Annotated in this window: 19 protein-coding genes; 11 read left to right on the forward strand and 8 right to left on the reverse strand. The window is 53.7% G+C overall.

The window, feature by feature from the left end:
* Window positions 1-155 precede the first annotated feature (155 nt).
* From cdd to metG, 6 genes are all read right to left on the reverse strand, one after another.
* Entirely contained in the window at window positions 156-1,040 is an 885-nt protein-coding gene (cdd, locus tag FOT55_RS01625; protein WP_089195688.1) for a cytidine deaminase, read from the reverse strand.
* Window positions 1,041-1,177: 137 nt separating this feature from the next.
* Entirely contained in the window at window positions 1,178-1,873 is a 696-nt protein-coding gene (locus FOT55_RS01630; RefSeq protein WP_147822994.1) for a CidB/LrgB family autolysis modulator, read from the reverse strand.
* Window positions 1,870-2,277 (reverse strand): CidA/LrgA family protein, encoded by a 408-nt coding sequence (locus FOT55_RS01635; RefSeq protein WP_060421408.1) that lies wholly within the window; start codon window positions 2,275-2,277, stop codon window positions 1,870-1,872. Before FOT55_RS01635 ends, FOT55_RS01630 begins: the two co-directional genes overlap by 4 nt.
* 138 nt (window positions 2,278-2,415) lie before the next feature.
* Entirely contained in the window at window positions 2,416-3,627 is a 1,212-nt protein-coding gene (locus tag FOT55_RS01640) for an MFS transporter (protein WP_147822995.1), read from the reverse strand.
* A gap of 131 nt (window positions 3,628-3,758) precedes the next feature.
* The gene (locus FOT55_RS01645; protein ID WP_049205821.1) at window positions 3,759-4,826 is read right to left on the reverse strand and encodes a sugar ABC transporter substrate-binding protein; all 1,068 of its coding nucleotides are present in this window, start codon (window positions 4,824-4,826) and stop codon (window positions 3,759-3,761) included.
* Window positions 4,827-5,047: 221 nt separating this feature from the next.
* Entirely contained in the window at window positions 5,048-7,075 is a 2,028-nt protein-coding gene (gene metG / locus FOT55_RS01650; protein ID WP_147822996.1) for a methionine--tRNA ligase, read from the reverse strand.
* Window positions 7,076-7,234: 159 nt separating this feature from the next.
* Between metG and apbC the strand changes: the two genes are divergently transcribed.
* Window positions 7,235-8,347 carry an iron-sulfur cluster carrier protein ApbC gene (gene apbC / locus FOT55_RS01655; RefSeq protein ID WP_043142439.1) on the forward strand — a complete coding sequence of 371 codons (1,113 nt, stop codon included), beginning with the start codon at window positions 7,235-7,237 and terminating at the stop codon, window positions 8,345-8,347.
* 45 nt (window positions 8,348-8,392) lie between these two features.
* Here apbC and FOT55_RS01660 read toward each other — a convergent pair whose 3' ends face one another.
* On the reverse strand, window positions 8,393-9,022 hold the full coding sequence (locus tag FOT55_RS01660) for a phosphatase PAP2 family protein (RefSeq protein WP_025302159.1): 630 nt from the start codon (window positions 9,020-9,022) through the stop codon (window positions 8,393-8,395).
* Between the two features lie 230 nt (window positions 9,023-9,252).
* Here FOT55_RS01660 and udk point away from each other — a divergent pair, with 230 nt between their 5' ends.
* The 4 genes from udk to dcuC all read left to right on the forward strand — a co-directional run bounded on the left by udk (window position 9,253) and on the right by dcuC (window position 14,003).
* Window positions 9,253-9,894: a uridine kinase gene (gene udk, locus FOT55_RS01665; protein ID WP_004938922.1), complete on the forward strand. Its 642-nt coding sequence runs from the start codon at window positions 9,253-9,255 to the stop codon at window positions 9,892-9,894.
* A 125-nt stretch (window positions 9,895-10,019) separates the two neighbouring features.
* Window positions 10,020-10,601 (forward strand): dCTP deaminase, encoded by a 582-nt coding sequence (gene dcd, locus FOT55_RS01670; protein WP_019454407.1) that lies wholly within the window; start codon window positions 10,020-10,022, stop codon window positions 10,599-10,601.
* A 44-nt stretch (window positions 10,602-10,645) separates the two neighbouring features.
* Window positions 10,646-12,478, forward strand: a complete 1,833-nt coding sequence (gene asmA / locus FOT55_RS01675; RefSeq protein WP_060432740.1) for an outer membrane assembly protein AsmA — start codon at window positions 10,646-10,648, stop codon at window positions 12,476-12,478.
* A 172-nt stretch (window positions 12,479-12,650) separates the two neighbouring features.
* Window positions 12,651-14,003 carry an anaerobic C4-dicarboxylate transporter DcuC gene (gene dcuC, locus FOT55_RS01680; RefSeq protein ID WP_099817592.1) on the forward strand — a complete coding sequence of 451 codons (1,353 nt, stop codon included), beginning with the start codon at window positions 12,651-12,653 and terminating at the stop codon, window positions 14,001-14,003.
* A 31-nt stretch (window positions 14,004-14,034) separates the two neighbouring features.
* Here dcuC and FOT55_RS01685 read toward each other — a convergent pair whose 3' ends face one another.
* Window positions 14,035-15,618, reverse strand: a complete 1,584-nt coding sequence (locus FOT55_RS01685) for a TerC family protein (RefSeq protein ID WP_025302162.1) — start codon at window positions 15,616-15,618, stop codon at window positions 14,035-14,037.
* 609 nt (window positions 15,619-16,227) lie between these two features.
* On the opposite strand from FOT55_RS01685, the gene galU reads away from it, so the two are divergent.
* From galU to FOT55_RS01715, 6 genes are all read left to right on the forward strand, one after another.
* Entirely contained in the window at window positions 16,228-17,124 is an 897-nt protein-coding gene (galU, locus tag FOT55_RS01690; RefSeq protein WP_049205978.1) for a UTP--glucose-1-phosphate uridylyltransferase GalU, read from the forward strand.
* A gap of 53 nt (window positions 17,125-17,177) precedes the next feature.
* Window positions 17,178-18,071: a UTP--glucose-1-phosphate uridylyltransferase gene (locus tag FOT55_RS01695; RefSeq protein WP_147822997.1), complete on the forward strand. Its 894-nt coding sequence runs from the start codon at window positions 17,178-17,180 to the stop codon at window positions 18,069-18,071.
* 426 nt (window positions 18,072-18,497) lie between these two features.
* Window positions 18,498-19,634: a polysaccharide export protein gene (locus FOT55_RS01700; protein WP_147822998.1), complete on the forward strand. Its 1,137-nt coding sequence runs from the start codon at window positions 18,498-18,500 to the stop codon at window positions 19,632-19,634.
* An 8-nt stretch (window positions 19,635-19,642) separates the two neighbouring features.
* The gene (locus FOT55_RS01705) at window positions 19,643-20,077 is read left to right on the forward strand and encodes an arsenate reductase/protein-tyrosine-phosphatase family protein (protein WP_147822999.1); all 435 of its coding nucleotides are present in this window, start codon (window positions 19,643-19,645) and stop codon (window positions 20,075-20,077) included.
* A gap of 12 nt (window positions 20,078-20,089) precedes the next feature.
* Window positions 20,090-22,267: a tyrosine-protein kinase Wzc gene (wzc, locus tag FOT55_RS01710; RefSeq protein ID WP_147823000.1), complete on the forward strand. Its 2,178-nt coding sequence runs from the start codon at window positions 20,090-20,092 to the stop codon at window positions 22,265-22,267.
* 74 nt (window positions 22,268-22,341) lie between these two features.
* Complete coding sequence (locus tag FOT55_RS01715) at window positions 22,342-23,790, forward strand: lipopolysaccharide biosynthesis protein (protein WP_147823001.1); 1,449 nt, start codon at window positions 22,342-22,344, stop codon at window positions 23,788-23,790.
* The last annotated feature ends 30 nt before the right edge of the window (window positions 23,791-23,820 follow it).

Consider the following 23,820-nt stretch of genomic DNA (forward strand, 5'->3'; position numbering starts at 1 on the left):
ACAGCATTTGTTGCCAGATGATGAACCAGGTTGGCGTAATTATCGACAATCAAATGATTTTTTAACTAAAGAAAGTGTTTCTTGCGGCGTCGGGGCATTGTATTTGGCGGGCGGGGCTGTTAACGGCGGAACCGGATGGCCCCGCCGTGGTGCGCTTAGAAAGTGGCGCGGCTGACGTTCTGGCAGCCTAGCGCCGCCAGGGTGGCGCGGGTGGCGTCCCACTGGCTGAGGATCGCCTCCTGCGGCTCGACCAGTACGGCGCGGCGAATGTTCAGGCAATCGTCGCCGGAGAGGTTCAGCAGGATCAGCGCGGCCTGCAGCGGCGGCAGGCTAGGGTTGAAGGCGGCGTTTTCCGCATAACGGCCGGCATAGATAATGCCGTCTGTCGTTTCCAGCGCCACGCCGCTGTGGGCGTTGCTGTACGGTGCGTGACTCTGATTGGCCGCCGCCAGTGCCGCCTGTGTCAGTGCGTCGTCCAGCGCCAGCTGGTGACCGTGATCGACCTTGTCCATCAGCAGCGAAGCGATATCCAGATCTTTCGGGCCGAAGGCGTCCGGCAGATAGTCCGCCAGCGTAGCCGGCGCGCGGCCCGGCAGACGGATCTGCAGTTCGCCGCCGCTGTTCAGCTCATTCATAAACTGGCGGCAATGACCGCACGGCGTGTAATTGACGGTGACCGAGGCCAGCGCCGATTCACCGCGCAGCCAGGCATGGGTAACCGCGCACTGTTCCGCATGCACGGTTTGCTGCAGCGGTGCGCCGCTGAATTCCATATTGGCGCCGAAATAGAGGTTGCCACTTTGCCCGCGCGCGATGGCGCCGACGTGGAAATGTGATATCGGGGTTAACGAGCAGGCCGCCGCCAGCGGCAGCAGCGCGAATGCCAGCGCATCATCGTCCAGCCCGCAACCTGTGCGGATCGCCGCCGCTTGCTCGGCCGTGAACATCGCCGGAAAGTCAGGCGCGTCCAGATAGGGCCGCAGGGCGGATTGCAGTGTCGCGGGCAGTGCGCTGAAAGCGGTGTGAAAACGCGGATGCATAGAAGGTCTCTCTACGAGTTAACGGGGTAACATTCTAGGCAGGCCAGAGACATTAAAGTGTGATTAATGTCTCTTAATTGGTGAAATTAATGCAATGAAATAAATAAATGCGAGATGTATCGCAAGTTTCGCCGTATTCAGCCGAACAGATGCAGCAGCACCGGGAACAGGAACGGCGCCAGCAGTGAGGTGATGATGCCGCAGATCACCAGCGCCAGCGAGCCGAATGCGCCTTCCTGGTAGTCCATCTCCGCGCAGCGTGCGGTGCCCAGCGCGTGGGATGCGGTGCCCATCGCCAGGCCGCGCGCAGAGTGGGTGGTGATTTTCAACAGGTTGAACAGCGTATGGCCGAACACGGCGCCGAGGATACCGACGAAAATGACGCAGACTGCGCTGATCGCCGGAATACCGCCGAGCGAGTCCGCGACGGCCATGGCGATTGGCGTAGTGACCGATTTCGGCAGGATAGAGGCGGCGATTTCCGGCGTGGCGCCCAGCCACAGGGCGATGGCGCCGCCGCTGATCATGGCGGTCAGGCTGCCGATGAAGCACACCGCGATAATCGACTTCCAGCGCGCGCGGATCTGGTGCAGCTGTTCATACAGCGGGAAGGCCAGCGCGACAACCGCCGGCTGCAGCAGATCGTTGAGGATTTTGCTGCCCTGAAAGTAGCGCTCATAGGGGATGCCGGTGAGCAGCAGCAGCGGGATGATCACCACCATGGACACCAGCAGCGGATTGAGCAGCGGCATGTTCAGCTTGCGCGCCAGCCAGCGCGCGGCGAAATAGACCGCCAGCGTCAGCGGCAGCGACCACCAGATTTCATGGATCATGGGTTGCCCTCCGTATCGTCGGGCTTACCGGCGATGCGGCGCTCGCGGTGAAAATAGTGTGAGGTATAGCCGACCACCACCAGCACCATCAGCGTGCTGATGAGGCAAGAGATGACCAGCGGGCCCAGATGCGCGACGATCTGGTCATAGTATTTCATCACCCCGACGCCGATCGGCACGAACAGCAGCACCATGTAGCGGATCAGCAAATGGCAGCCGGGTTTAACCCATTTGGCCGGCAGGATCTGGGTAGAGAGCAGGGCGAACAGCAGCAGCATGCCGAGGATGCTGCCGGGAATGGCGAACGGCAGCAGCGCCGCCACTGCATTGCCGACGAACAGACACAGGTAGATGAGGAGCAGGGCTCTCAGGTATTTCCAGCACAGTGTGAGCACGTTGGCCATTGTCTTTCCCCGTTTAATTGCTGCATTCATCATACAATTAAACTGTGAGCCATGCCACAGATCGCACCATGAATTATCGCTATGGGTGCCATACCCGATCGGCGGGTTGACAGCCTGCAATGGCTACCACGCGCGGGTTCAGCGCGTGTCTTCGGCCGCTGCCGCCGCGTGTTCTGCCAGCCGGTGGCCGAGGAAGAAAAACAGCAGGCTGAGCAGCGCGGCGACGATCAGCATCACGAACATCAGCGGCGGCGCGGCATAGCTGAGCAGCACCCCGCACAGTACCGGGTTGATGGCGCCGCCCAGCGCGCTGAGATTCTGTACTCCATAGTAGCTGCCTTTCAGGTGCGGGGGCGCGATAAAGTCGATGAACATGTATTCCACCGGGATCACGATGATTTCGCCGAGGGTAAACACCGCCATCGCCGCCAGCCACAGCCAGACCGCCTGGCCGGCCGCCATGAAACCGAGCAGCCCGACGATGAAAAACAGCGTGCCCAGCACCAGCCAGCGCAGCATGTTTTCCTGGCGCATACCGCGGCTGAGCAGGTATTGCAGGGCGATAACGATGCTGGCGTTGACGATCATCACCAGCCCGATGATTTTGTAGGCGAACTCGGCGCTGGAGACGGTGATCAGATACTGCGACAGATAGCCGGTGAACTGACCGAACACGACGGCGCCCAGGGTGCTGCCGAGGGTGAAGTAGATAAGCCGCCGATCGCTCCGCAGGATTGTCAGCGTCTGGCGGAAGTGGGGGAGCGCGGCCGGTGCGGCGGCTGGCGTTGCGCGCTGTTGCCGACCGCGCAAGCGCAGGCTTAGCGCCGCCACCGTCGCCAGCGCCAACCCGCCCGACAGGTAAAACGGCAGCAGCGGGCTAAGCCCGGCCACCAGAACGCCGAGCGCAGAACCGATCGCCCAGCCGACGTTGACCAGCGTGTAGTTGATTGAGAAAGCCTTGATGCGCTGCTCGACCGGCAACCCGTCGGCGAAGCAGGCCTTAATGGTGATGCTCAGCACCGAATAACAGGTATGCAAGATGGCCAGCACCACGATCACGCCGCCGGGGCGCGGGATCCAGGGAATGGCGAAGAAGCTCAGCGCAAACAATACAATCGACAACAGGATCAGGCGGTTCTTGCTGAATTTGTCCACTAGATAGCCGCCGTACAGGCTGGCAAGGATGCCGAGGGTCAGGCTGACGCCCAGGATCACGCCCACGCTCTTCGGCAGCAGATGGAAATGCTCGGTGAGGTAGATGGTAATGAACGGCAGCGTCACGCCGCGGCCGATGGTCAACACCAGCGAACTGGCCAGCAGCATGTTAATCAGCGAGGGGAATCCCTTCATTCGAAGCCTGTTTATGCATACAGTTATTGGGCGATGCAGATAACATAGCGTATTTTGGCGAGGACGGAAGGGGGAAGCCGAAAATTAGTTTAAAAACAGAGGCTGCGTCGGCAGCCTCGTCAAAAACAGCATTATTTACCGTGTTCGGCCTGCAGCGTGGCGAACCACGGTTGCACGAAGTCGCTGCTGCTGCCCCAGCCGGGGATGATCTTCGCCAGCCCGGCGACGTTGACCGGCCCCGGCTGCGCCAGCAGCAGCGCCTGCGGAATGACCGTCGCTTTGAACTGATAGCTGTCCGGCGTGCTTTCCCCGGCGATCTTGTTGGCCACCAGGCGCACGTTGACTGCGCCGATAAGCTTCGGATCCACCGCCACGCTGACCTGCCACGGGCTGCCGGCTTCGCGCATCAGCTGCAAGTCCTGGTTGGAGATATCGATGCTGTACAGCTTGATCTCGGTGCGGCCGTTCTCTTTCAACGCTTTGTAAGCGCCCTGAGTGAAGGCGTCCCAGGTGCCCCAGATGGCGTCGATCTTGCCTTTCGGGTATTTCGCCAGCACCGCGCCCACCTTGTTGGCGGTATCGCCCTGCACGTCGGATGAAACCGCGCCAATCGATTCCAGCTCGTGAATGCCCGGATGCTGTTTCAGCAGCTGCTGATAGGCGGCCTGGCGGCGTTCCATCGGTGGGAAGCCGGCTACCCAGAGTTTGATGATGTTGGCCTGGCCGTTGAAATCCTTCACTAACTGGCCGAAGGAGGCGTTGGCCAGCGAAGCGTCGTCCTGCTGCGAGACGGTGACGCCGGGAACGCTGCCACTGACGTCGGTATCGAACGCCGCGACGGCGATGCCGGCTGCCGCGATGCGTTTGACCAGCTCGGTGGAATAGGGGGCTCGCCCCTGTGAGAGAATGATGCCGTCATATTTCTGGCTGATAGCCTGGTTGACGAAGTCCTGGAAGCGCGCGTCGTCGCCGTTGCTGAGGAAGGTGTCCACCTTGAAGCCCAGCTTGCGTCCTTCCTGGATGGCACCCGCCAAAAATTGCGTGGTGTTGTCGTCGGAACCGAGGTTGCGGATCACCGCGATGCGCACCGGCCCCTGATGCTGAGCGATGGCAGCTGGCACGGCGGCGTTTTCCGCTGCCTGCAACGGCAGGGCAGCCAGCAGGCTGAGGGCGAGCAGCGAAGTCTTGACGTTTTTCATTATTATAGGCTCCAAAAAGCAGGGAAACGATCCCGGTGAAGGTCTGTTATAGCAGTCTTTCTGTCTGGACGTCTATTTGTTGTTGCGGAGCATCATAGCGAGATGCGGCAGGCGAGGGAATCAGAGCGGTTATGACTTTTTCTTACTGCTTATAACGTCGGGTTTGAGACATTAAAAAAGGGCCGAGCAAGCTCGACCCTCGATGTGACACGCCGGCGCAGTTATTTGACCTGCATACCAGGCTGCGCGCCGCTGTCCGGGCTCAGCAGGAAGATCTCTTTCCCGCCAGGGCCCGCCGCCATCACCATGCCTTCCGAAACGCCGAAACGCATTTTGCGCGGCGCCAGGTTGGCGACCATGATGGTCAGACGGCCTTCCAGCGCTTTCGGATCCGGGTAAGCGGAGCGAATGCCGGAGAAGATCTGGCGCAGTTCGCCGCCCAGATCCAGCTGTAGTTTCAGCAGCTTGTCGGAGCCTTCGACAAAGTCGGCGCTCTTGATCAGAGCGATGCGCATGTCTACCTTGGCAAAGTCGTCGAAGGTGATGGTTTCCTGAATAGGATCATCGGCCAATGGACCGGTCACCGGTTTGGCGGCGGCCATGTCTTCCTTCGAGGCGTTGACCATCTCGCTGACCTTATCCAGATCGATACGGTTGAACAGCGCTTTGAATGCGTTCACCTGGTGGCCCAGCAGCGGTTGCGGGATTGCGTCCCAGCTCAGCTCGGCGTTGAGGAACGCTTCGGCGCGTTCGGTCAGCGAAGGCAGCACCGGCTTCAGGTAAGTCATCAGCACGCGGAACAGGTTGATGCCCATCGAGCAGATGGCCTGCAGATCGGCATCGCGGCCTTCTTCCTTCGCCACCACCCAAGGTGCCTGCTCATCCACGTAACGGTTGGCCAGATCGGCCAGCGCCATGATTTCGCGGATCGCGCGGCTGAACTCGCGGCTGGCGTAAGCTTCGGCGATGCTCTGCGCCGCGTCGACGAAGGTCTGGTACAGCGCCGGATCGGCGAGGCTGTCGGCCAGCTTGCCGCCGAAGCGCTTGTTGATAAAGCCGGCGTTGCGCGAAGCGAGGTTCACCACCTTGTTGACAATGTCGGCGTTCACGCGCTGCACGAAGTCTTCCAGATTGAGATCGATGTCATCAATGCGTGAAGAGAGCTTGGCGGCGTAGTAATAGCGCAGGCAGTCGGCATCCAGATGCTGCAGGTAGGTGCCGGCCTTGATGAAGGTGCCGCGCGACTTGGACATCTTGGCGCCGTTCACCGTCACGTAACCGTGCACGAACAGGTTGGTCGGTTTGCGGAAGTTGCTGCCTTCCAGCATCGCCGGCCAGAACAGGCTGTGGAAGTAGACGATGTCCTTGCCGATGAAGTGATATAGCTCGGTGGTGGCGCCTTTGCGCCAGAACTCGTCGAAGTCCAGATCGCCGCGTTTGTCGCACAGGTTCTTGAAGGAACCCATGTAGCCGATCGGTGCGTCCAGCCAGACGTAGAAGTATTTGCCCGGCGCATCCGGGATTTCGAAGCCGAAGTAAGGCGCATCGCGGGAGATGTCCCACTGCTGCAGGCCGGATTCGAACCACTCCTGCATCTTGTTCGCCACTTGCTCTTGCAGCGCGCCGGAGCGCGTCCACGCCTGCAGCATTTCGCTGAAGGCCGGCAGATCGAAGAAGAAGTGCTCGGAGTCGCGCATTACCGGCGTCGCGCCGGAAACCACGGACTTCGGATCGATCAGTTCCGTCGGGCTGTAGGTGGCGCCACACACTTCGCAGTTGTCGCCGTATTGGTCCGGCGATTTGCATTTCGGGCAGGTGCCCTTCACGAAACGGTCCGGCAGGAACATGCCTTTCTCCGGATCGTACAGCTGAGAAATGGTGCGGTTCTTGATAAAACCGTTTTCTTTCAGGCGGCTGTAAATCAGGGTGGACAGCTCACGGTTTTCATCGCTATGGGTCGAGTGATAGTTGTCATAGCTGATGCCAAAGCCGGCGAAATCCTGTTGGTGCTCCTGGCTCATCTGCGCGATCATTTCTTCCGGTTTTACGCCCAGCTGCTGCGCTTTCAGCATGATCGGCGTGCCGTGCGCGTCGTCCGCGCAAATGAAATGCACTTCGTGGCCGCGCATTCGTTGGTAACGCACCCAGATATCCGCCTGGATGTGCTCGAGCATGTGGCCGAGATGGATGGAACCATTTGCGTACGGTAGCGCGCACGTCACCAATAATTTTTTCGCGACTTGAGCCATAGTGAGAACTTGCTTTCTGTAATGAATAAAAGGGCCTTCGATGTTAACCGATCGCGCTCTTCGCTGCTAGGGCGGTTTCTTGCAGGTTATACGCGCCAGCCGCCGGGCAGTTCTGATATGCTTAGCCGGAAGCTACCCATTCAAAATCAAGGAGCCGGGATGAACGCAAAATCCCCTGAGCAGACCAACCCCGAAGTTCTGCGCGCCCTGGTGACCGGTGTACTGGCCGCCTTTGAACACCCGACGTTGAAAAACAACCTGACCGCATTGAAGGCTATCCATCACTGCGCGTTGCTGGACGATGTGCTGCATATCGAACTGACGATGCCGTTTGCCTGGCTGAGCGGCTTTGAAGCGCTGCAGGCAAGCGTTGGCCCCGAGCTGCTGCGCGTGACCGGCGCCAGCGCCATCGATTGGAAGCTGAAACACGATATCACGACGCTGAAGCGTGCCAACGGCCAGGCCGGTATCAAAGGCGTGCGCAATATCATCGCCGTCAGCTCCGGTAAAGGCGGGGTGGGGAAATCCACCACCGCCGTCAACCTGGCGCTGGCGCTGGTCGCCGAAGGGGCCAAGGTCGGCATTCTGGACGCCGACATATACGGCCCGTCGATCCCCAATATGCTGGGCACCGAACACGAGCGGCCGACTTCGCCGGACGGTCAACATATGGCACCAATCATGGCGCACGGCCTGGCGACCAACTCTATTGGCTATCTGGTGACCGACGACAATGCTATGGTGTGGCGCGGACCGATGGCCAGTAAGGCGCTGATGCAGCTGTTGCAGGATACGCTGTGGCCGGATCTGGATTATCTGGTGCTGGACATGCCGCCGGGTACCGGCGACATTCAGCTGACGCTGTCGCAGAACATTCCGGTGACCGGCGCACTGGTGGTTACCACCCCGCAGGATATCGCTTTGCTGGATGCCGCCAAGGGCATCGTGATGTTCGAGAAAGTGCATGTGCCGGTGCTGGGCATCGTGGAGAACATGAGCGTGCATATCTGCAGCAACTGCGGTCACCATGAGCCGATTTTTGGCACCGGTGGCGCCGAGAAGCTGGTGCAGAAATACAACAGTCGTCTGCTGGGGCAGATGCCGTTGCATATTTCGCTGCGCGAAGATCTGGATCGCGGTACGCCGACGGTGATCAGCCGACCGGACAGCGAATTCGCCGACATGTATCGTCAATTGGCCGGCCGTGTGGCTGCGCAGATGTATTGGCAGGGCGAGGCGATCCCGACAGAGATTGCGTTCCGCGCGCTGTAATCAGCCTATCGCAATGCAAGAACCCGGCTTAAACGCCGGGTTTTTTTATAGGATGCGGGCAGGGTTGTGCAAATCTGCCCGGGTATAAGGACGTTCGATCTGTGCCAGCGTTTTGGCGATATGCTCCAGCAATCCCTGGGTGGGAGCCGGCTGCCGCTGTCCCATCAGCGCCAATGGCAAGGCCAGCGCGATGGCGAAGTGCGGCCAAGAGAGATGCGGGCGCGTTTTGCTCCGCTGCAACCACAGGAACAGTGCGCTGGCCAGGTAGCCTAAAATCAGCCCGCTGATCACCTCAGATACCGAGTGCACGCGAATTTCCAGCCGCGAAACGCCGATGGCGAAAGGTAATATCCACCCGGTCAGTAAAGCGATGCTACGTATGGGGTGGGAAAAGCGACCGGTCAACGTCCAAAGCAATGGCGGCCAGATGCTTGCCGCGAGGGCTGAATGGCCGCTGAATCCGGTGAAGTCATAACTTGCGCTACCAATGCCCCAGCCCATAAAGGCCAGTTTGGACAGGCAGACCAGCCCGCCGGTGAAACCGAAGATCAGCGCCCATTGCCAGCCTGCCGCGCGAGTGGCGGGAGACGCGATCAGCAACAAAAACAGAATCAGCGCGCAGGGCAGCAGCAGCATGCTGTCGCCGAAAAAAGTCAGAAAATACCAATCCAGCACATCAATCTCCGATGAAAGGGGACGGGGAGCAAAAGTCAGCGCCGTGGAGTGTAACCCGTTACGGCGCGTTGCCCTAGGCGTGAGATTCTTAAAATGCCGCTTGCCCGTGGCGTGACAGCCCGAATTCGCCCGCCGTTGCGCAATATACAGTGGCGCAAACCCCGGCGACTCCCTATAATTGTCGCGTTTTAGTTCCCCCCTTCACACTATGAAATCAGGTCTTTAATTTTATGACTGACAATCCGCATCAGTGCGTCATTATTGGTATAGCTGGCGCATCTGCCTCCGGAAAAAGCCTTATCGCCAGCACGTTGTACCGCGAACTCCGCGAGCAGGTCGGCGATGAGCACATCGGCGTTATTCCAGAAGACAGTTACTATAAAGACCAGACTCACCTGACCATGGAAGAACGGGTCAAAACCAACTACGACCACCCGAGCGCCATGGATCACAACCTGCTGTTCCAGCATCTGCAGATGCTGAAGGCCGGTAAGGCGATCGAGCTGCCGCTGTACAGCTACACCGAACACACGCGCAAGAAAGAAACTGTCCACCTGGAACCTAAAAAAGTCATTATTCTGGAAGGGATCTTGCTGCTGACGGATATCCGCCTGCGCCAGGAAATGAACTTCTCGATCTTTGTCGACACGCCATTGGATATCTGCCTGATGCGCCGCATGAAGCGCGACGTCAACGAGCGCGGCCGCTCGATGGATTCGGTGATGGCGCAATACCAGAAGACCGTGCGCCCGATGTTCCTGCAATTTATCGAACCTTCCAAACAATACGCCGATATCATCGTCCCGCGCGGTGGCAAAAACCGCATCGCGATCGATATTCTGAAAGCCAAAATCAGCCAATTCTTTGAATAATGCCCCTTAATGGCCGGAAATGTGCATTTCCGGCCGGCGGCCAACTATTTGCACCCCGGCGTAGACCTTTCGCCCGTTGTGTGGCAATTTTTGTTTAGTTATGCGTTTTGATGGAGAAGAGAGACATGAGACTGTGTGACCGCGATATAGAAGCCTGGCTGGATAGCGAGAAACTGGTGATTTCCCCGCGCCCGCCGCTCGAACGCATCAACGGGGCCACAGTAGATGTCCGCTTGGGCAATCAGTTCCGCGTGTTCAGTGGCCATACCGCGCCTTTTATCGATCTTAGCGGACCGAAAGACGAAGTCAGCGCCGCGTTGGATCGCGTGATGAGCGACGAGATTGTCCTGCCGGAAGGCGAGGCGTTCTTCCTTCATCCCGGCGAGCTGGCCCTGGCGGTGACGTTCGAATCCGTGACGTTGCCGGACGATCTCGTGGGGTGGCTCGACGGCCGTTCTTCTCTGGCGCGCCTGGGGCTGATGGTACACGTCACTGCGCACCGTATCGATCCGGGCTGGCATGGGCGCATCGTGCTGGAGTTTTACAACTCCGGCAAGCTGCCGCTGGCGCTGCGGCCGGGGATGCTGATTGGCGCCTTGAGCTTTGAGCCGTTGTCCGGCCCGGCGGCCCGGCCTTATAACAGCCGGCAGGACGCAAAATATCGCGATCAGCAGGGCGCAGTAGCCAGTCGAATCGACAAGGACTAACGGCGCGGGATGCACCGTCGGTGTGGCGCTGACAAGAGGGTGGCATGAGAAGATTACTGACGACATTGGCGATTTTATTGGTGGTCGTGGTGGCGGGGATGTCCGCGCTGGTACTGCTGGTCAATCCGAATGATTTTCGCGGTTACATGGTCAAAAAGGTCGAACAGAAGAGCGGCTACCAACTGACGCTCGAAGGCGACCTACGTTGGCATATCTGGCCACAGCTCAGCATTCTGGCCGGGCGCATGACGCTGACCGCGCCGGGTGCCAAGGCGCCGGTAGTGAGCGCGGAAAACATGCGCCTCGATGTCAAACTATTGCCTCTATTGTCGCATCAGCTGTTTGTTAAACAGGTGATGCTGAAAAATGCCGTCATTCGCCTCACGCCCGACAGTGAAGAGCACTCTCAGGTGGACGCCCCGATCGCACCCGCCGGTAGCGGTACTGACGCGGCAGACGCGGCCTGGAAGTTCGATATCGACAACCTACGGGTCGTGGACAGCCTGCTGGTTTGGCAGCGCGCCGACAACGAGCAAATCAATGTCCGGGATATCAATCTCACTCTGCAACAAACGGAGAAACGGCAGGCGCAGCTGGAACTTTCCAGTCGGGTTAACCGCGATCAGCGTGACCTGACCTTCAGCATGGCGGCCGATGTCGATCTACAGCAGTTCCCACGCCAGATCGGCGCCAAAGTGACTCAGTTCAATTACCAACTGGTGGGCGCGGATATTCTTAATGGCGGTATTCAGGGAGAGGGCAATGCACAGGTGGTCTATCAGCAGACGCCAGCGCAGATTGCCATCAGCCAACTGAACGTCAGTGCCAATAACAGCCAATTGGCCGGCGATATCAGCGCCAGCCTCGGGACGGTGCCTGGCTATGTGGTGAATCTGAATTCGGCTAATCTCGATCTCGACGCGCTTTCCGGTTGGAAATCTAGCACTAATACCGCCGAGCAGTCCGCCGTGACCGCCGCGCCGGTGATCGCCAGCCAGGTTGACGATCGGCAGCAGAACCTGGAAGCGCTGCGCAATTTCAATGCACAGTTGAATCTGCAGGCGGCGCAGTTGACCTACCGCGGTATGAACGTTACCCAGTTAGCCGTCGCGGCGGATAATCAACGCGGCCTACTGACGCTGCATAAACTTGTCGGGCAATTGGCCGGCGGTGATTTCTCCTTGCCGGGCTCGCTGGACGCGCGCGGTAATAAACCGGTGATCAGCGTGCAGCCGACGTTGAACCAGGTTGAACTCGGCACGGTGCTCAAAGCCTTCGACATGCCGCAGATGCTGACCGGCAAATTCAGCATGAAAGGGGATCTGACCGGCGATCGTCTTTCTTCACAGTCATTTGAGCACCGCTGGCGCGGTACGGCGCAGCTGGCGATGCAGGATGCGCAGTTGCACGGCCTGAACATTCAGCAACTGATCCAACAGGCGGTGGCGCGCAACGATAACAGCGTGCGCGGGCAAGACAGCTATCAGCGCTATACCGAGGTCAAAAGCGTCTCTGCGCAGGCCAGCCTGAATCAAGGCACGGTCAAGCTCAGCGGTCTGACGGCGGATTCTCCTTTGCTGGCGCTGACCGGCGCCGGCAGCATCGATATGCCGGGCAAGCAGTGCGATATGGCGCTTAACGTGCGCGTCACCGGCGGATGGCAAGGGCGCGGCGAGCTGATCGAACAACTGCAAAAAACGCCGATTCCGCTGCGGGTTTACGGGCCTTGGCAACAGCTGAATTATCAACTGCAAGTCGATAAAGTGCTGCGAAAAACGCTGCAGGATCGGGCCAAGGATGCGTTGAACAAGTGGGCTGAAAAGAACAAGGATTCGCGCGAAGGCCAGGATCTGAAGAAGCTGCTCGACAAACTGTAATCCCTACGACGCGGGCCACATTGTGGCCCGCGTCAATATCGAGATTCCCGCGGTAATTTCTCTCCGTTACCTTGATGAAGGTCATGAAGGCTCGCGCGCAGTTTGTGCAGAGTAAGGGCTGTTCTGCTATGACTATGCGCCTGAGCGCGAAAACATGACGAGTTGAGGAAACATGATAGAGCTTCTTATTGGCGCCGCAGTCGCGGCGGGCGTGGGCCGTTACATCATCAAGGGATATTCCGCTACCGGCGTTTTGTTGGTGGGGGGGCTGCTGCTGCTCGGCATCAGTGCCCTGATGGGGAAAACGCTGTTGCCGTCCGGCGCCACCTCAACCGGCTGGCGCGCGACCGACATGATCGAATACGTCAAGATTTTGCTGATGAGCCGTGGCGGCGATCTGGGCATGATGATCATGATGCTGTGCGGCTTTGCCGCGTACATGACGCATATCGGCGCTAACGACGTGGTGGTCAAGCTGGCCTCGCGCCCGTTGCAGATGATCAACTCGCCTTATCTGCTGATGGTGGCGGCCTATTTTGTCGCTTGCCTGATGTCATTGGCGGTCTCTTCCGCCACCGGCCTCGGCGTATTGCTGATGGCGACGCTGTTCCCATTGATGGTGAACGTCGGCATTAGCCGCGGGGCGGCGGCGGCCATTTGTGCTTCGCCGGCGGCGATTATTCTGGCACCGACCTCCGGTGACGTGGTGCTGGCAGCCAAGGCGGCGGAGATGCCGCTGGTGGACTTTGCATTCAAAACCACGCTGCCTATCTCGATTGCCGCCATCGTCTGTATGGCCGTGGCGCACTTTTTCTGGCAGCGCTACCTCGACAAAAAGAACAATGAACAGCATCACATCATGGACGTCAGCGAAATCAAAACGCATGCGCCGGGGTTCTACGCGATATTGCCGTTTACGCCGATCCTTGGCGTGCTGATCTTCGACGGAAAATGGGGGCCGGAGCTGCACATCATTACCGTGCTGGTAGGGTGCATGCTGCTGGCGGCCGTGATCGAGTTTGCGCGCAGCTTCAGCGCCAAACAAGTGTTCAGCGGCCTGGAGGTAGCCTATCGCGGCATGGCGGATGCTTTTGCCAGCGTGGTGATGTTGCTGGTGGCCGCGGGTGTCTTCGCGCAGGGGCTGAGCACCGTCGGCTTTATCAGCGGGCTGATTGGCCTTGCGCAGTCGTTTGGCACCGGCGGTTTGATCATGATGCTGGTGCTGGTGGTGATCACCATGCTGGCGGCCATGACCACCGGTTCCGGCAATGCGCCGTTCTATGCGTTTGTCGAACTGATCCCGAAACTGGCGGCGCAGATGGGCGTGAATCCGGCCTATCTGGTGATCCCGATGCTGCAGGCGTCTAACCTCGGCCGCACGCTGTCACCGGTCTCCGGTGTGGTGGTAGCGGTTTCCGGCATGGCGAAAATCTCGCCGTTCGACGTGGTAAAACGCACGTCGGTGCCAGTGATTGTCGGGCTGGTGGTGGTGATCGTGGCGACGGAGCTGCTGGTTCCCCAGTAAAAGAAAGGCCGGGGGATGCCCGGCCTCAATGTTAAACCTCGTAGTCCTCCGGTGGAGGCGGCGGGGTGATCTTCACCTTCAGGATACGGTGGCTGTTGACCTCCAACGGTTCGAACAGGTAGTCACCGATTCTGATTTGCTCGCCTTCTTGCGGCACACGCTGGCTGTGCTCCATCAGCAGCCCCGCCAGCGTGTGGTATTCGCGCTTTTCTTCCAGCGGCATCGGCAGGTACAGCACCAGATCTTCCAGCGGCATATAGCCGTTGGCGATCCAGCTGCCGTCCTCGTTTTGCTGAATGTCGTGGCGTGCGTCCACCTCTTCGCCGGCCTCCGGCAGGTTACCGGCGATGGTTTCCATCACGTCCGTCAGGGTGACGATGCCTTCGACGGAGCCGAACTCATCAACCACAAAGGCAAAGTGCGTCTGCGCCTGACGGAATTGTTCCAGGGCGCTTAACAGCGTGAGCTGCTCCGGGAAGATCAGCGGTTGGCGTATCAGCGCGCGCAGATCCAGCGGCGCCTGCGCCAATTGCTGTTTGAGGACGTCGATAGTATGGATAACGCCCAGCGGTTCGTCGCTGGCGCTGCTTTCCACCACCACGATGCGCGTATGCTGATTACGTTCCAGCAACTGCGTCAGCTTCTCCTGCGGATCGTTCAGTTCAAGGTATTCGACGTCGTGACGCGAAGTCATAATGCTGCTGACCGTGCGCTGCGCCATGCCGAGTACGCGTTCGATCATGCGCCGTTCCTGCTGATTGAAGATCTCGCCGCTTTCGCTGTCGCTATCGGCCAGCAGGTTGGCGGAGTGGCTGTCGACCTCTGCTTCTTCATGTTTGCCGCTCAGCATACGCAACACCGCCTCGGCGGTGCGTTCGCGCAGTGGCCGCACCTTTGACAGGAAGCGACGGCGGTTGAACTGCGCCAGCTGGTTCAGCGCCTCGATCATTACCGAGAAGCCGATCGCTGCGTAGAGGTAGCCTTTCGGAATATGATAGCCGAAGCCCTCCGCCACCAGGCTAAAGCCAATCATCAGCAGGAAGCTCAGGCACAGGATAACGATAGTCGGGTGAGCGTTGACGAAGCGCGTCAACGGCTTGCTGGCCAGCAGCATCAGGCCGATGGCGATGCAGACCGCGATCATCATCACCGCCAGATGATCGACCATGCCGACCGCGGTGATCACCGAGTCGAGCGAGAAGACGGCGTCCAGCACCACGATCTGCGCCACGACCGGCCAGAAACGTGCGCCTTTGCGCGCGCCATGCTGCTCTTCATCCTTGCCTTCCAGCCGCTCATTGAGCTCCATGGTGGCCTTGAACAGCAGGAATATCCCGCCGACCAGCATGATCAGATCGCGGCCGCTGAAGGGGTGCTCCGCGACGATGAACATCGGTTTGGTCAGCGTCGCCAGCCACGAGATGGAGGCGAGCAGAGCCAGACGCATGACCAGCGCCAGCAACAGACCGACGACACGGGCCTTATCTCGTTGTTGTTTCGGTAGTTTGTCCGCCAGAATGGCGATGAAGACAAGGTTGTCTATACCCAGCACGATTTCCAGCACGACCAAAGTGGCCAGGCCGGCCCAAATTGTTGGATCAGCGATCCATTCCATACGCCCAATTTCACCTGTAAGTTCTACGGCTTATGCCGCACGGGAATGATGGGCGCTGAGGCGGCAAAATTCAACTTTAATCGGGAGGACGTGGATCAGCACAGGCGTATTACCGTAAACATCGATCGGCACCGAGTGGCCCAAGGAATCAAGGGCCGAGGGAGCAAATATCTGCCGGGATGCCATGCGCTCAGAAAAGAAACGTCTTATTAAATATATTTAAATCAAAATATTAAAACAATTTTCTTCAACTATGATTCTTATCGGTATGTGGCATGAGTAGTCTTATTCTGAAAACGGCTGACTGGGGGGATCTAAGGCTTGTATCACTTAGGCATTAGTATAAGAATCTTAGTCATATAACGGCAGTAACTAGCATCGTTTGGTTATAAAGGCACCGATTTTTTTATTTTTTTGTGAACAGCATGACAGTTCAAACGAAGAATGAGTGCCGTTTTGCATAAAAATTACTGGCTCATACAATGACGTGGTTGGATGCGTCAATACAGTACTTTGGTAGCTGCAAGCCAAGGGCGGTAGCGTGCCTGATTGAATCCCCTTGTTCACGCTGCACAGGTGAGTGCAGCGCTACGATGAATTGGAATGAAAATGCAAACAAGACTTAAGGCAGTGATCCCCGTTGCGGGCTTGGGAACCCGTATGTTGCCAGCGACCAAGGCTATTCCTAAAGAAATGTTGCCCGTGGTCGATAAGCCCTTAATCCAGTACATTGTTGCTGAATGCGTCGCGGCGGGGATTAAAGATATCGTATTGGTCACGCATTCATCGAAAAACGCGATTGAAAACCATTTTGACACTTCTTTTGAGCTGGAGGCCATGCTCGAAGCGCGCGTAAAGCGTCAGCTCCTGAGTGAAGTGCAAAGTATTTGTCCGCCGGATGTTACCGTGATGCAGGTGCGTCAGGGACAGGCGAAAGGGTTGGGGCATGCGGTGCTTTGCGCCAAACCAATGGTGGGTGATTCTCCTTTCGTTGTGCTGTTACCCGATGTTTTATTGGATGATTCTACGGCGGATTTGCGTAAAGAAAATCTGGCTAAAATGATTCAACGTTTTGATGATACGGGTTATAGCCAAATCATGGTTGAACCGGTGCCGGAACAAGATGTGTCCAAATATGGTGTGGTAGATTGCGCAGGCGCGACGATAGCTGCTGGAGAAAGCGCACCGATGACGGCGGTGGTTGAGAAGCCGGCCCGTGAGGATGCACCTTCCAATTTAGCGGTTGTCGGCCGGTATGTACTTTCAGCAGAAATTTGGCCGCTGCTTGAAAAGACCGCTCCTGGCGCAGGCGACGAGATTCAACTGACCGACGCGATCGCGATGTTGATGAAAGAGCAAACGGTGGAAGCGTTCCATATGAGCGGTAAATCCCATGATTGCGGTGACAAGCTTGGTTATATGAAGGCGTTTGTGCAATATGGTCTGCGTCACGGTTCGGAAGGTGAGAATTTCAGCCACTGGTTGAAGCAGACGTTGGGAAAGTAACAGGTTGTCGCCACCGCGGCTGAGAGCGAACACGAGAATGAATGAGGTTTACCATGACGAAGTTGAAAGCGGTTATTCCCGTTGCCGGATTGGGCATGCGCATGCTGCCGGCGACCAAAGCGATTCCGAAAGAGATGTTGCCAATCGTTGATAAACCGTTGATTCAATACATTGTCAACGAATGCGTCGCGGCAGGGATCAAAGAGATCATCCTGGTGACGCATTCTTCCAAGAATGCCATCGAAAACCATTTCGATACCTCATTCGAGCTGGAGGCGATGCTGGAGGCCCGTGTGAAGCGGCAGCTGTTGGATGAAGTGCAGTCGATAACGCCAAAAGGCGTGACGCTGATGCACATTCGCCAGGGGCAACCAAAAGGACTGGGACATGCCGTTCTCTGCGCTAAACCGTTGGTCGGTGATTCGCCGTTTGTTGTTCTGTTGCCGGACATCTTACTGGATGACGCGAAAGCGGATTTGAAGACAGACAATCTGCCGCACATGATTGCGCGCTTTGAGCAGACTGGATTGAGTCAGGTTTTGGTGCAAAAGGCAGACGAACACGTACTGCATGATTATTCCGTGGTTGAGTGTGAGGCCAGCAACCTGAAACCAGGCGCAAGTGCTCGTATCACATCGATTGTTGAAAAACCGGCGCCGGAAACCAAGTTGGAATCCAACTATTCTGCTGTAGGGCGCTATGTCTTGTCCGGCGATATTTGGCCGTTGCTGGAAACCACGGAACCGGGAGCCTGGGGACGTATTCAACTGACCGATGCGATTGCAGAATTGTTGAAACGCAAACCGGTAGAGGCGACAGAACTGGTGGGGGAGTCGTTCAACTGCGGTGAAAAAATGGATTACCTTCGCGCTTTTGTCACTTATGGGTTGCGTCATCCGACCCAAGGCAAAGCTTTCCGGGAATGGGCTGAACAATTGACTCTTTAAAAATCTTATCGTGTATGTATACCGCTGATAGCTGCCTAAGTGGTACCTGTTGAATCTTGGGTAATATCGTTATTCCCGTTTTTAGATTACTATACATGCGATAACAAGTTATTCTACCTACGATGCGTGTAAGCCCATTTTTTGACTGGTAGATCTTGTGCAGCATTAGAACGTGAGGTGGTTTACTCATGACTTTTCATTCTGCCTGCGAGGTATGGGACACAGAGCAACTGCTTTGTCTCATTATAATATCTATGCAAGAGTCAATGGCATGTAAACGATATAAGCATAGCAACAGGTACCTTACCGTTATGTGGTAGGAATGCAGTATACCGACGTATTTTGGCAAGGTTAAAGATATGCAGCCACTGTTGCTTGGCATAGTAGCTCTGTAGCTACATTTACTTCGAAAGTGATGATAATTTGATGGCAAAACGACAATTGAAAATGATATCGCTGTTGATATCAATCAGCGTAATCAGCGGATGTACCGTGTTTCCGGGAACTCATCTATCAACTAGCGGTAAAGATGTTGTAAAACAAGATGATGCAGATTACGATATCGATAAATTGGTTAATGTCTATCCTATGACTCCAAAGTTGTTGGATTCACTACGACCAGAGAAAATAGTCGCGCAACCTAACAGTCAATTGGACGGGATGTTGCGTACTTACGAATATCGGATTGGTGTGGGTGATGTACTAAACGTTACTGTATGGGATCACCCTGAATTAACTACTCCGGCCGGCCAGTATCGTAGTGCAAGTGATACGGGGAACTGGGTGCACTCTGATGGGAGCATTTTTTATCCCTACATCGGTAAGGTAAATGTAGTTGGTAAAACAGTAACCCAGATCCGTGATCAGATTTCCAATCGTTTGGCGCAATACATTGAAAGTCCTCAAGTAGATGTCAGTATCGCAGCTTTCCGCTCGCAAAAGGCATATGTAACCGGCGAGGTAGCCAAATCGGGACAGCAAGCGATTACTAACGTTCCGCTGACTGTTATGGATGCGATCAACGCGGCTGGAGGGTTAACTGAGCAGGCTGACTGGCGCAATATCGTACTCACTCATAACGGTAAAGAGCAGCTAATTTCGTTGCAGAAATTGATGCAAAACGGTGACTTGACGCAAAATCGTCTACTCTACCCTGGCGATATCCTCTATATTCCACGCAATGATGAATTGAAAGTCTTTGTGATGGGGGAAGTAAAAGCGCCTGCTACATTAAAAATGGATCGTAGCGGTATGACGTTGACAGAAGCGTTAGGCAATGCACAAGGTTTGACTCAAAGCACAGCCGATGCTACAGGCGTTTTCGTCATTAGGCCGTTGCATGGCTCGCAGGGCAACAAACTTGCGAATGTTTATCAACTGAACATGGCCGATGCAACAGCACTTGTGATGGGGGCCGAGTTTAAATTACAGCCATATGATATTGTGTATGTTACCGCTGCACCTGTCGCACGCTGGAATCGTTTGATTTCACAACTTGCGCCGACGATCGCAAGCTTCAACGATCTAACCGAAGGTTCGCTGCGTATACGTAACTGGCCATAGAGAGTGCTATGTTTGATTCAATTCTGGTTGTTTGTGTGGGTAACATATGCCGCTCTCCGACAGCGGAGAGAATACTTATTCAGCGCTTACCGGGCAAGAAAATAGCTTCGGCGGGAATATCTGCACTTGTGGGACATGCTGCTGATAGCACTGCATGTGCCGTTGCTAAAAAAAACCATTTAGATTTAGAGGGGCATGTTGCACGGCAATTGACTAAAGAAATGTGTCGCGAGTACTCGCTTATCTTAGTGATGGAAAAAGGTCATATAGATGCGGTTTGTCAATTGGTGCCCGAGGTACGTGGAAAAACGATGCTATTAGGACACTGGTTGGGTCAAAAAGAAATTCCTGATCCGTATCGTAAGAGTTACGAAGCATTTGAATTTGTCTATGGCCTCATTGATGAGGCGGCTCAGAAATGGGCGCAGGCATTAAATCGTTAACCAGAGATTACAATGACTGATAATACTAGAGCAGGCTTATCTAAGGCCAACGAGCACGATGAAATTGATTTAAGCCGCCTTTTAGGCGTGTTACTTGATCACCGGTGGCTTATCACTGGTGTGATCACACTTTTTGCCGTGATTGGGATCATTTACTCGATTTTTTCTACGCCAATATATCAAGCTGATGCAATGGTGCAAGTTGAGCAGAATGCCGGCAATTCAATTTTAAGTGATTTCTCTCAAATGCTGCCGTCAGGGCAACCTGCTTCAGCTACAGAAATTGAACTTATTTCCTCACGAATGGTTCTAGGCAAAACGGTTGATGATCTTAATCTTGATATAGCGGTAAATCAGGATTATTTCCCTATATTTGGCAGAGGATGGGAAAGATTAATAAATAAAGAACCAAGCGAGCTATTAATTGGTCGTCTAAGTGTGCCAGAGTTCATGGCTGAGAAACCAATGGAACTTAAGGCACTAGGTAGCAATCAATATTCTTTGAGTTTTGACGGAAAGGAAATTATTAAAGGTAAGGTTGGGATCCTATCTTCCTCTGATGGTATTAAGATCTTGGTTTCCGATATAAAAGCGGAAGACGGGACAACCTTCCAAGTCACTAAACGATTGAAATTAAATGTTATCAATGACTTGATAAAAAATCTCACCGTCGAAGATAAAGGGAAAGATACAGGGGTTTTGGCACTCAGTTTAACTGGGGAGAACAAATGGCGTATTCGAGAAGTTTTAGATAGTATCACTAAAAATTATTTATTACAAAATGTTGAGCGAAAATCTGAAGAAGCAGGTAAAAGTCTAAGTTTTCTTAAAGAGCAAATCCCTGATGTGCGCGCTAAGCTTGACTCATCCGAAGATTTGTTGAACAAATATCGTCAGAAAAATGACTCGGTAGATCTTTCTCTTGAGACTAAAGCTGTACTTGATTCTATTGTGTCTGTTGAAACTCAATTGAATGAATCAACGTTTAAAGAAGCAGAAATATCTAAGCTATATACCAAACAGCACCCTGCTTATAAAGCATTACTTGAGAAGAGGCAAACATTAGAAGAAGAGAGAAACAAGCTAAATAAACGCATTGCGACAATGCCTAAAACGCAACAAGAAATTTTACGCCTGACACGTGATGTTCAAGTTGAACAAGAAATTTTTATGCAATTACTGAACAAAGAACAGGAGCTTAGCGTAACTAAGGCGAGTACCGTTGGCAATGTAAGGATCATTGATCCTGCGTTGACCCAGATTAATCCTGTTCAGCCGAGAAAAACACTAATTGTACTGTTAGCTATCTTCTTAGGTGGTTTGATCTCTGTCGGTTTCGTGTTGTTGAAAACGATGTTGCATAAGGGGATTGACAATCCTGAAGCCTTGGAAGAACAAGGAATAAATGTTTATGCAAGCATTCCTTTATCTGAATGGCAGCAAAAGAAAGATATCGAAATGGCGAATCGCCGTGGCAGGAAGGTTTCTTCTACTGATTCAACTTCTTTACTTGCTGTAGGTAATCCGGCTGATCTTGCCATTGAAGCAATCCGCAGTCTTCGTACTAGTTTGCATTTCGCAATGATGGAAGCAAATAATAATGTGCTTATGATTTCTGGTGCTAGTCCGAACATCGGTAAAACGTTTGTCAGTATTAATCTCGCGGCTGTTATTGCTCAAACGGGCCAAAGAGTATTGGTAATCGATGCCGACATGCGCAAAGGTTACTCACATGCTTTGGTCGGTGGGGACTGGAAAAACGGTTTATCAGATTTATTATCCGGGAAAATTGGGTTCGAAAAAGCTGTCCAGACTACGAAGATTACGGGCATGGATTTTATTCCGCGGGGTCAGATACCGCCAAATCCATCCGAACTTCTGATGCACTCACGCTTTGCAGATTTACTGCGCGTAGCAGGTGAAAAATACGACTTGGTCTTGATTGATACACCTCCAGTTCTGGCAGTAACGGATGCATCAATAATCGGCCGGCTGGTCGGAACGTCATTGATGGTTGCACGTTTCGGCATTAATACTGTCAAGGAAGTTGACTTCAGTATTCGTCGATTTGAGCAAAATGGGATCAATATCAAGGGCGTAATCCTTAATGCTGTTGAGAAACGCGCTAGTAATTACTATGGCGGCTATGGTTATTATCAGTATAGCTACATTAATGATAAAAAACTGTAGCGTGAAACACTAATATTGGAGCTGCTGGGGACACCTGGCAGCTCTAGTTTTTTGCTACCAATAAAGTCTATATAATGACACATTCATCATTAAGAGATAGAGCTGTATCAGGGATGATATGGAGCATAGTTGAAAGGTTTCTTGTGCAAGGAGTGCAATTCGGTATCAGTATTGTTCTGGCGAGAATTATTTCTCCATCAGACTTTGGACTGATAGGGATGGTTGCGATTTTTATAGTATTATCGGATATTATTATTAATAGTGGTTTCACTCAGGCGCTAATTCAAAAAAAAGATAGAACTCAAGTAGATTATTCGACGGTATTTTACTTCAACTTGCTTATAAGTATTATTCTTTATGGTGGTATTTATTTTATAGCACCGTTTGTTGCCGACTTTTATAATTCACCTGCGATTACACATATTGTTCGAGTGCTTGGCATTAGTATTATTATCAAATCCCTATGTTTAGTGCAAACGACTAAACTATCGATTGAGCTAAACTTTAAACTAAGAGCCAAGGTTAACTTTTTATCTGTAGTCATTAGCGGGACAATTGCACTGTATTTGGCATATCACGAATATGGTGCTATGGCTCTTGTTTACCAGACTATAATAAACTCAATCTGTGTAACTATTCTTCTGGCTATCTTTCTAAAATGGCGCCCGAATTTTGTTTTTTCATTTGATTCTTTAAAGCAACTTTTTGGGTTTGGTTCGAAATTATTGTTTGCAAGTTTTGTTCGTACAATCGTCGATAATTGTTATTCAATATTAATCGGACGTTTCTTTTCAAGTAAGGAAGTAGGTTATTATACTCAAGGGCGAAATATCCCAGATTTGATTTCGGTGAATTTATTTAATATCTTACAGGGCGTGCTATTTCCTATCATGTCAGCAACGCAAGACGATAGGGAGAGACTTATTCGGATATATAAGAAAAGTCTAGATATGACAGCTTTCATAGTAATGCCTGCAATGGTTGGCTTTACATTCTTGGCAGAACCTTTTGTTCACTACTTCCTTACTGACAAATGGCTACCAGCCGTTGTTGTTATTCAGTGGATTTGTCTGTCTCGAATGATTATTCCTCTAAGTGCACTTAATTGCAGCTTAATTAATGCTGTCGGTCGTTCTGATACCTATTTAAAAGTTGATTTGAGTAAATTGCCTATAACTATAGGAGCTTTGTTACTTACAGCACCCTATGGTCTTACAGCGGTTGTGATTGGGAATTTTTTTGTTTCGCTGATTTGTTTCTTTATCAACTCATATTATCCTGGGAAGTGGTATGGGCATGGTGCATTGCAGCAAATAAAAAGTATGTTGCCTATGATTTTGGCAACGCTGATTATGTCAGTGGTGTTATGGTTTATTAAAATTGATAATGGGATTTACGAAATACTCACTAAAATTATTATAGGTGCGTTGGTCTACTATTTGGTAAGCATGTCGCTGAGGATTAGCTCCTGTGAAGAAATTAATAAAATTATTCTTTCTAAAATAAAAAGAAAGCATAGTTGAAAGCCATAAAAGTAGTTATATTGAAGGGAG

Source organism: Serratia bockelmannii, from assembly GCF_008011855.1.
Taxonomy (GTDB): Bacteria; Pseudomonadota; Gammaproteobacteria; order Enterobacterales; family Enterobacteriaceae; genus Serratia; species Serratia bockelmannii.

What these genes read in the sequence shown, in the direction of transcription:
- galU (WP_049205978.1), top strand. Translation starts at nt 16,228, where the DNA reads ATGCAAACAAGACTTAAGGCAGTGATCCCCGTTGCGGGCTTGGGAACC.
- FOT55_RS01700 (WP_147822998.1), top strand. Translation starts at nt 18,498, where the DNA reads ATGGCAAAACGACAATTGAAAATGATATCGCTGTTGATATCAATCAGC.
- dcuC (WP_099817592.1), top strand. Translation starts at nt 12,651, where the DNA reads ATGATAGAGCTTCTTATTGGCGCCGCAGTCGCGGCGGGCGTGGGCCGT.
- FOT55_RS01695 (WP_147822997.1), top strand. Translation starts at nt 17,178, where the DNA reads ATGACGAAGTTGAAAGCGGTTATTCCCGTTGCCGGATTGGGCATGCGC.
- dcd (WP_019454407.1), top strand. Translation starts at nt 10,020, where the DNA reads ATGAGACTGTGTGACCGCGATATAGAAGCCTGGCTGGATAGCGAGAAA.
- udk (WP_004938922.1), top strand. Translation starts at nt 9,253, where the DNA reads ATGACTGACAATCCGCATCAGTGCGTCATTATTGGTATAGCTGGCGCA.
- FOT55_RS01715 (WP_147823001.1), top strand. Translation starts at nt 22,342, where the DNA reads ATGACACATTCATCATTAAGAGATAGAGCTGTATCAGGGATGATATGG.
- metG (WP_147822996.1), bottom strand. Translation starts at nt 7,075, where the DNA reads ATGGCTCAAGTCGCGAAAAAATTATTGGTGACGTGCGCGCTACCGTAC.
- FOT55_RS01635 (WP_060421408.1), bottom strand. Translation starts at nt 2,277, where the DNA reads ATGGCCAACGTGCTCACACTGTGCTGGAAATACCTGAGAGCCCTGCTC.
- cdd (WP_089195688.1), bottom strand. Translation starts at nt 1,040, where the DNA reads ATGCATCCGCGTTTTCACACCGCTTTCAGCGCACTGCCCGCGACACTG.
- FOT55_RS01630 (WP_147822994.1), bottom strand. Translation starts at nt 1,873, where the DNA reads ATGATCCATGAAATCTGGTGGTCGCTGCCGCTGACGCTGGCGGTCTAT.
- FOT55_RS01645 (WP_049205821.1), bottom strand. Translation starts at nt 4,826, where the DNA reads ATGAAAAACGTCAAGACTTCGCTGCTCGCCCTCAGCCTGCTGGCTGCC.
- FOT55_RS01685 (WP_025302162.1), bottom strand. Translation starts at nt 15,618, where the DNA reads ATGGAATGGATCGCTGATCCAACAATTTGGGCCGGCCTGGCCACTTTG.
- asmA (WP_060432740.1), top strand. Translation starts at nt 10,646, where the DNA reads ATGAGAAGATTACTGACGACATTGGCGATTTTATTGGTGGTCGTGGTG.
- apbC (WP_043142439.1), top strand. Translation starts at nt 7,235, where the DNA reads ATGAACGCAAAATCCCCTGAGCAGACCAACCCCGAAGTTCTGCGCGCC.
- FOT55_RS01640 (WP_147822995.1), bottom strand. Translation starts at nt 3,627, where the DNA reads ATGAAGGGATTCCCCTCGCTGATTAACATGCTGCTGGCCAGTTCGCTG.
- wzc (WP_147823000.1), top strand. Translation starts at nt 20,090, where the DNA reads ATGACTGATAATACTAGAGCAGGCTTATCTAAGGCCAACGAGCACGAT.
- FOT55_RS01705 (WP_147822999.1), top strand. Translation starts at nt 19,643, where the DNA reads ATGTTTGATTCAATTCTGGTTGTTTGTGTGGGTAACATATGCCGCTCT.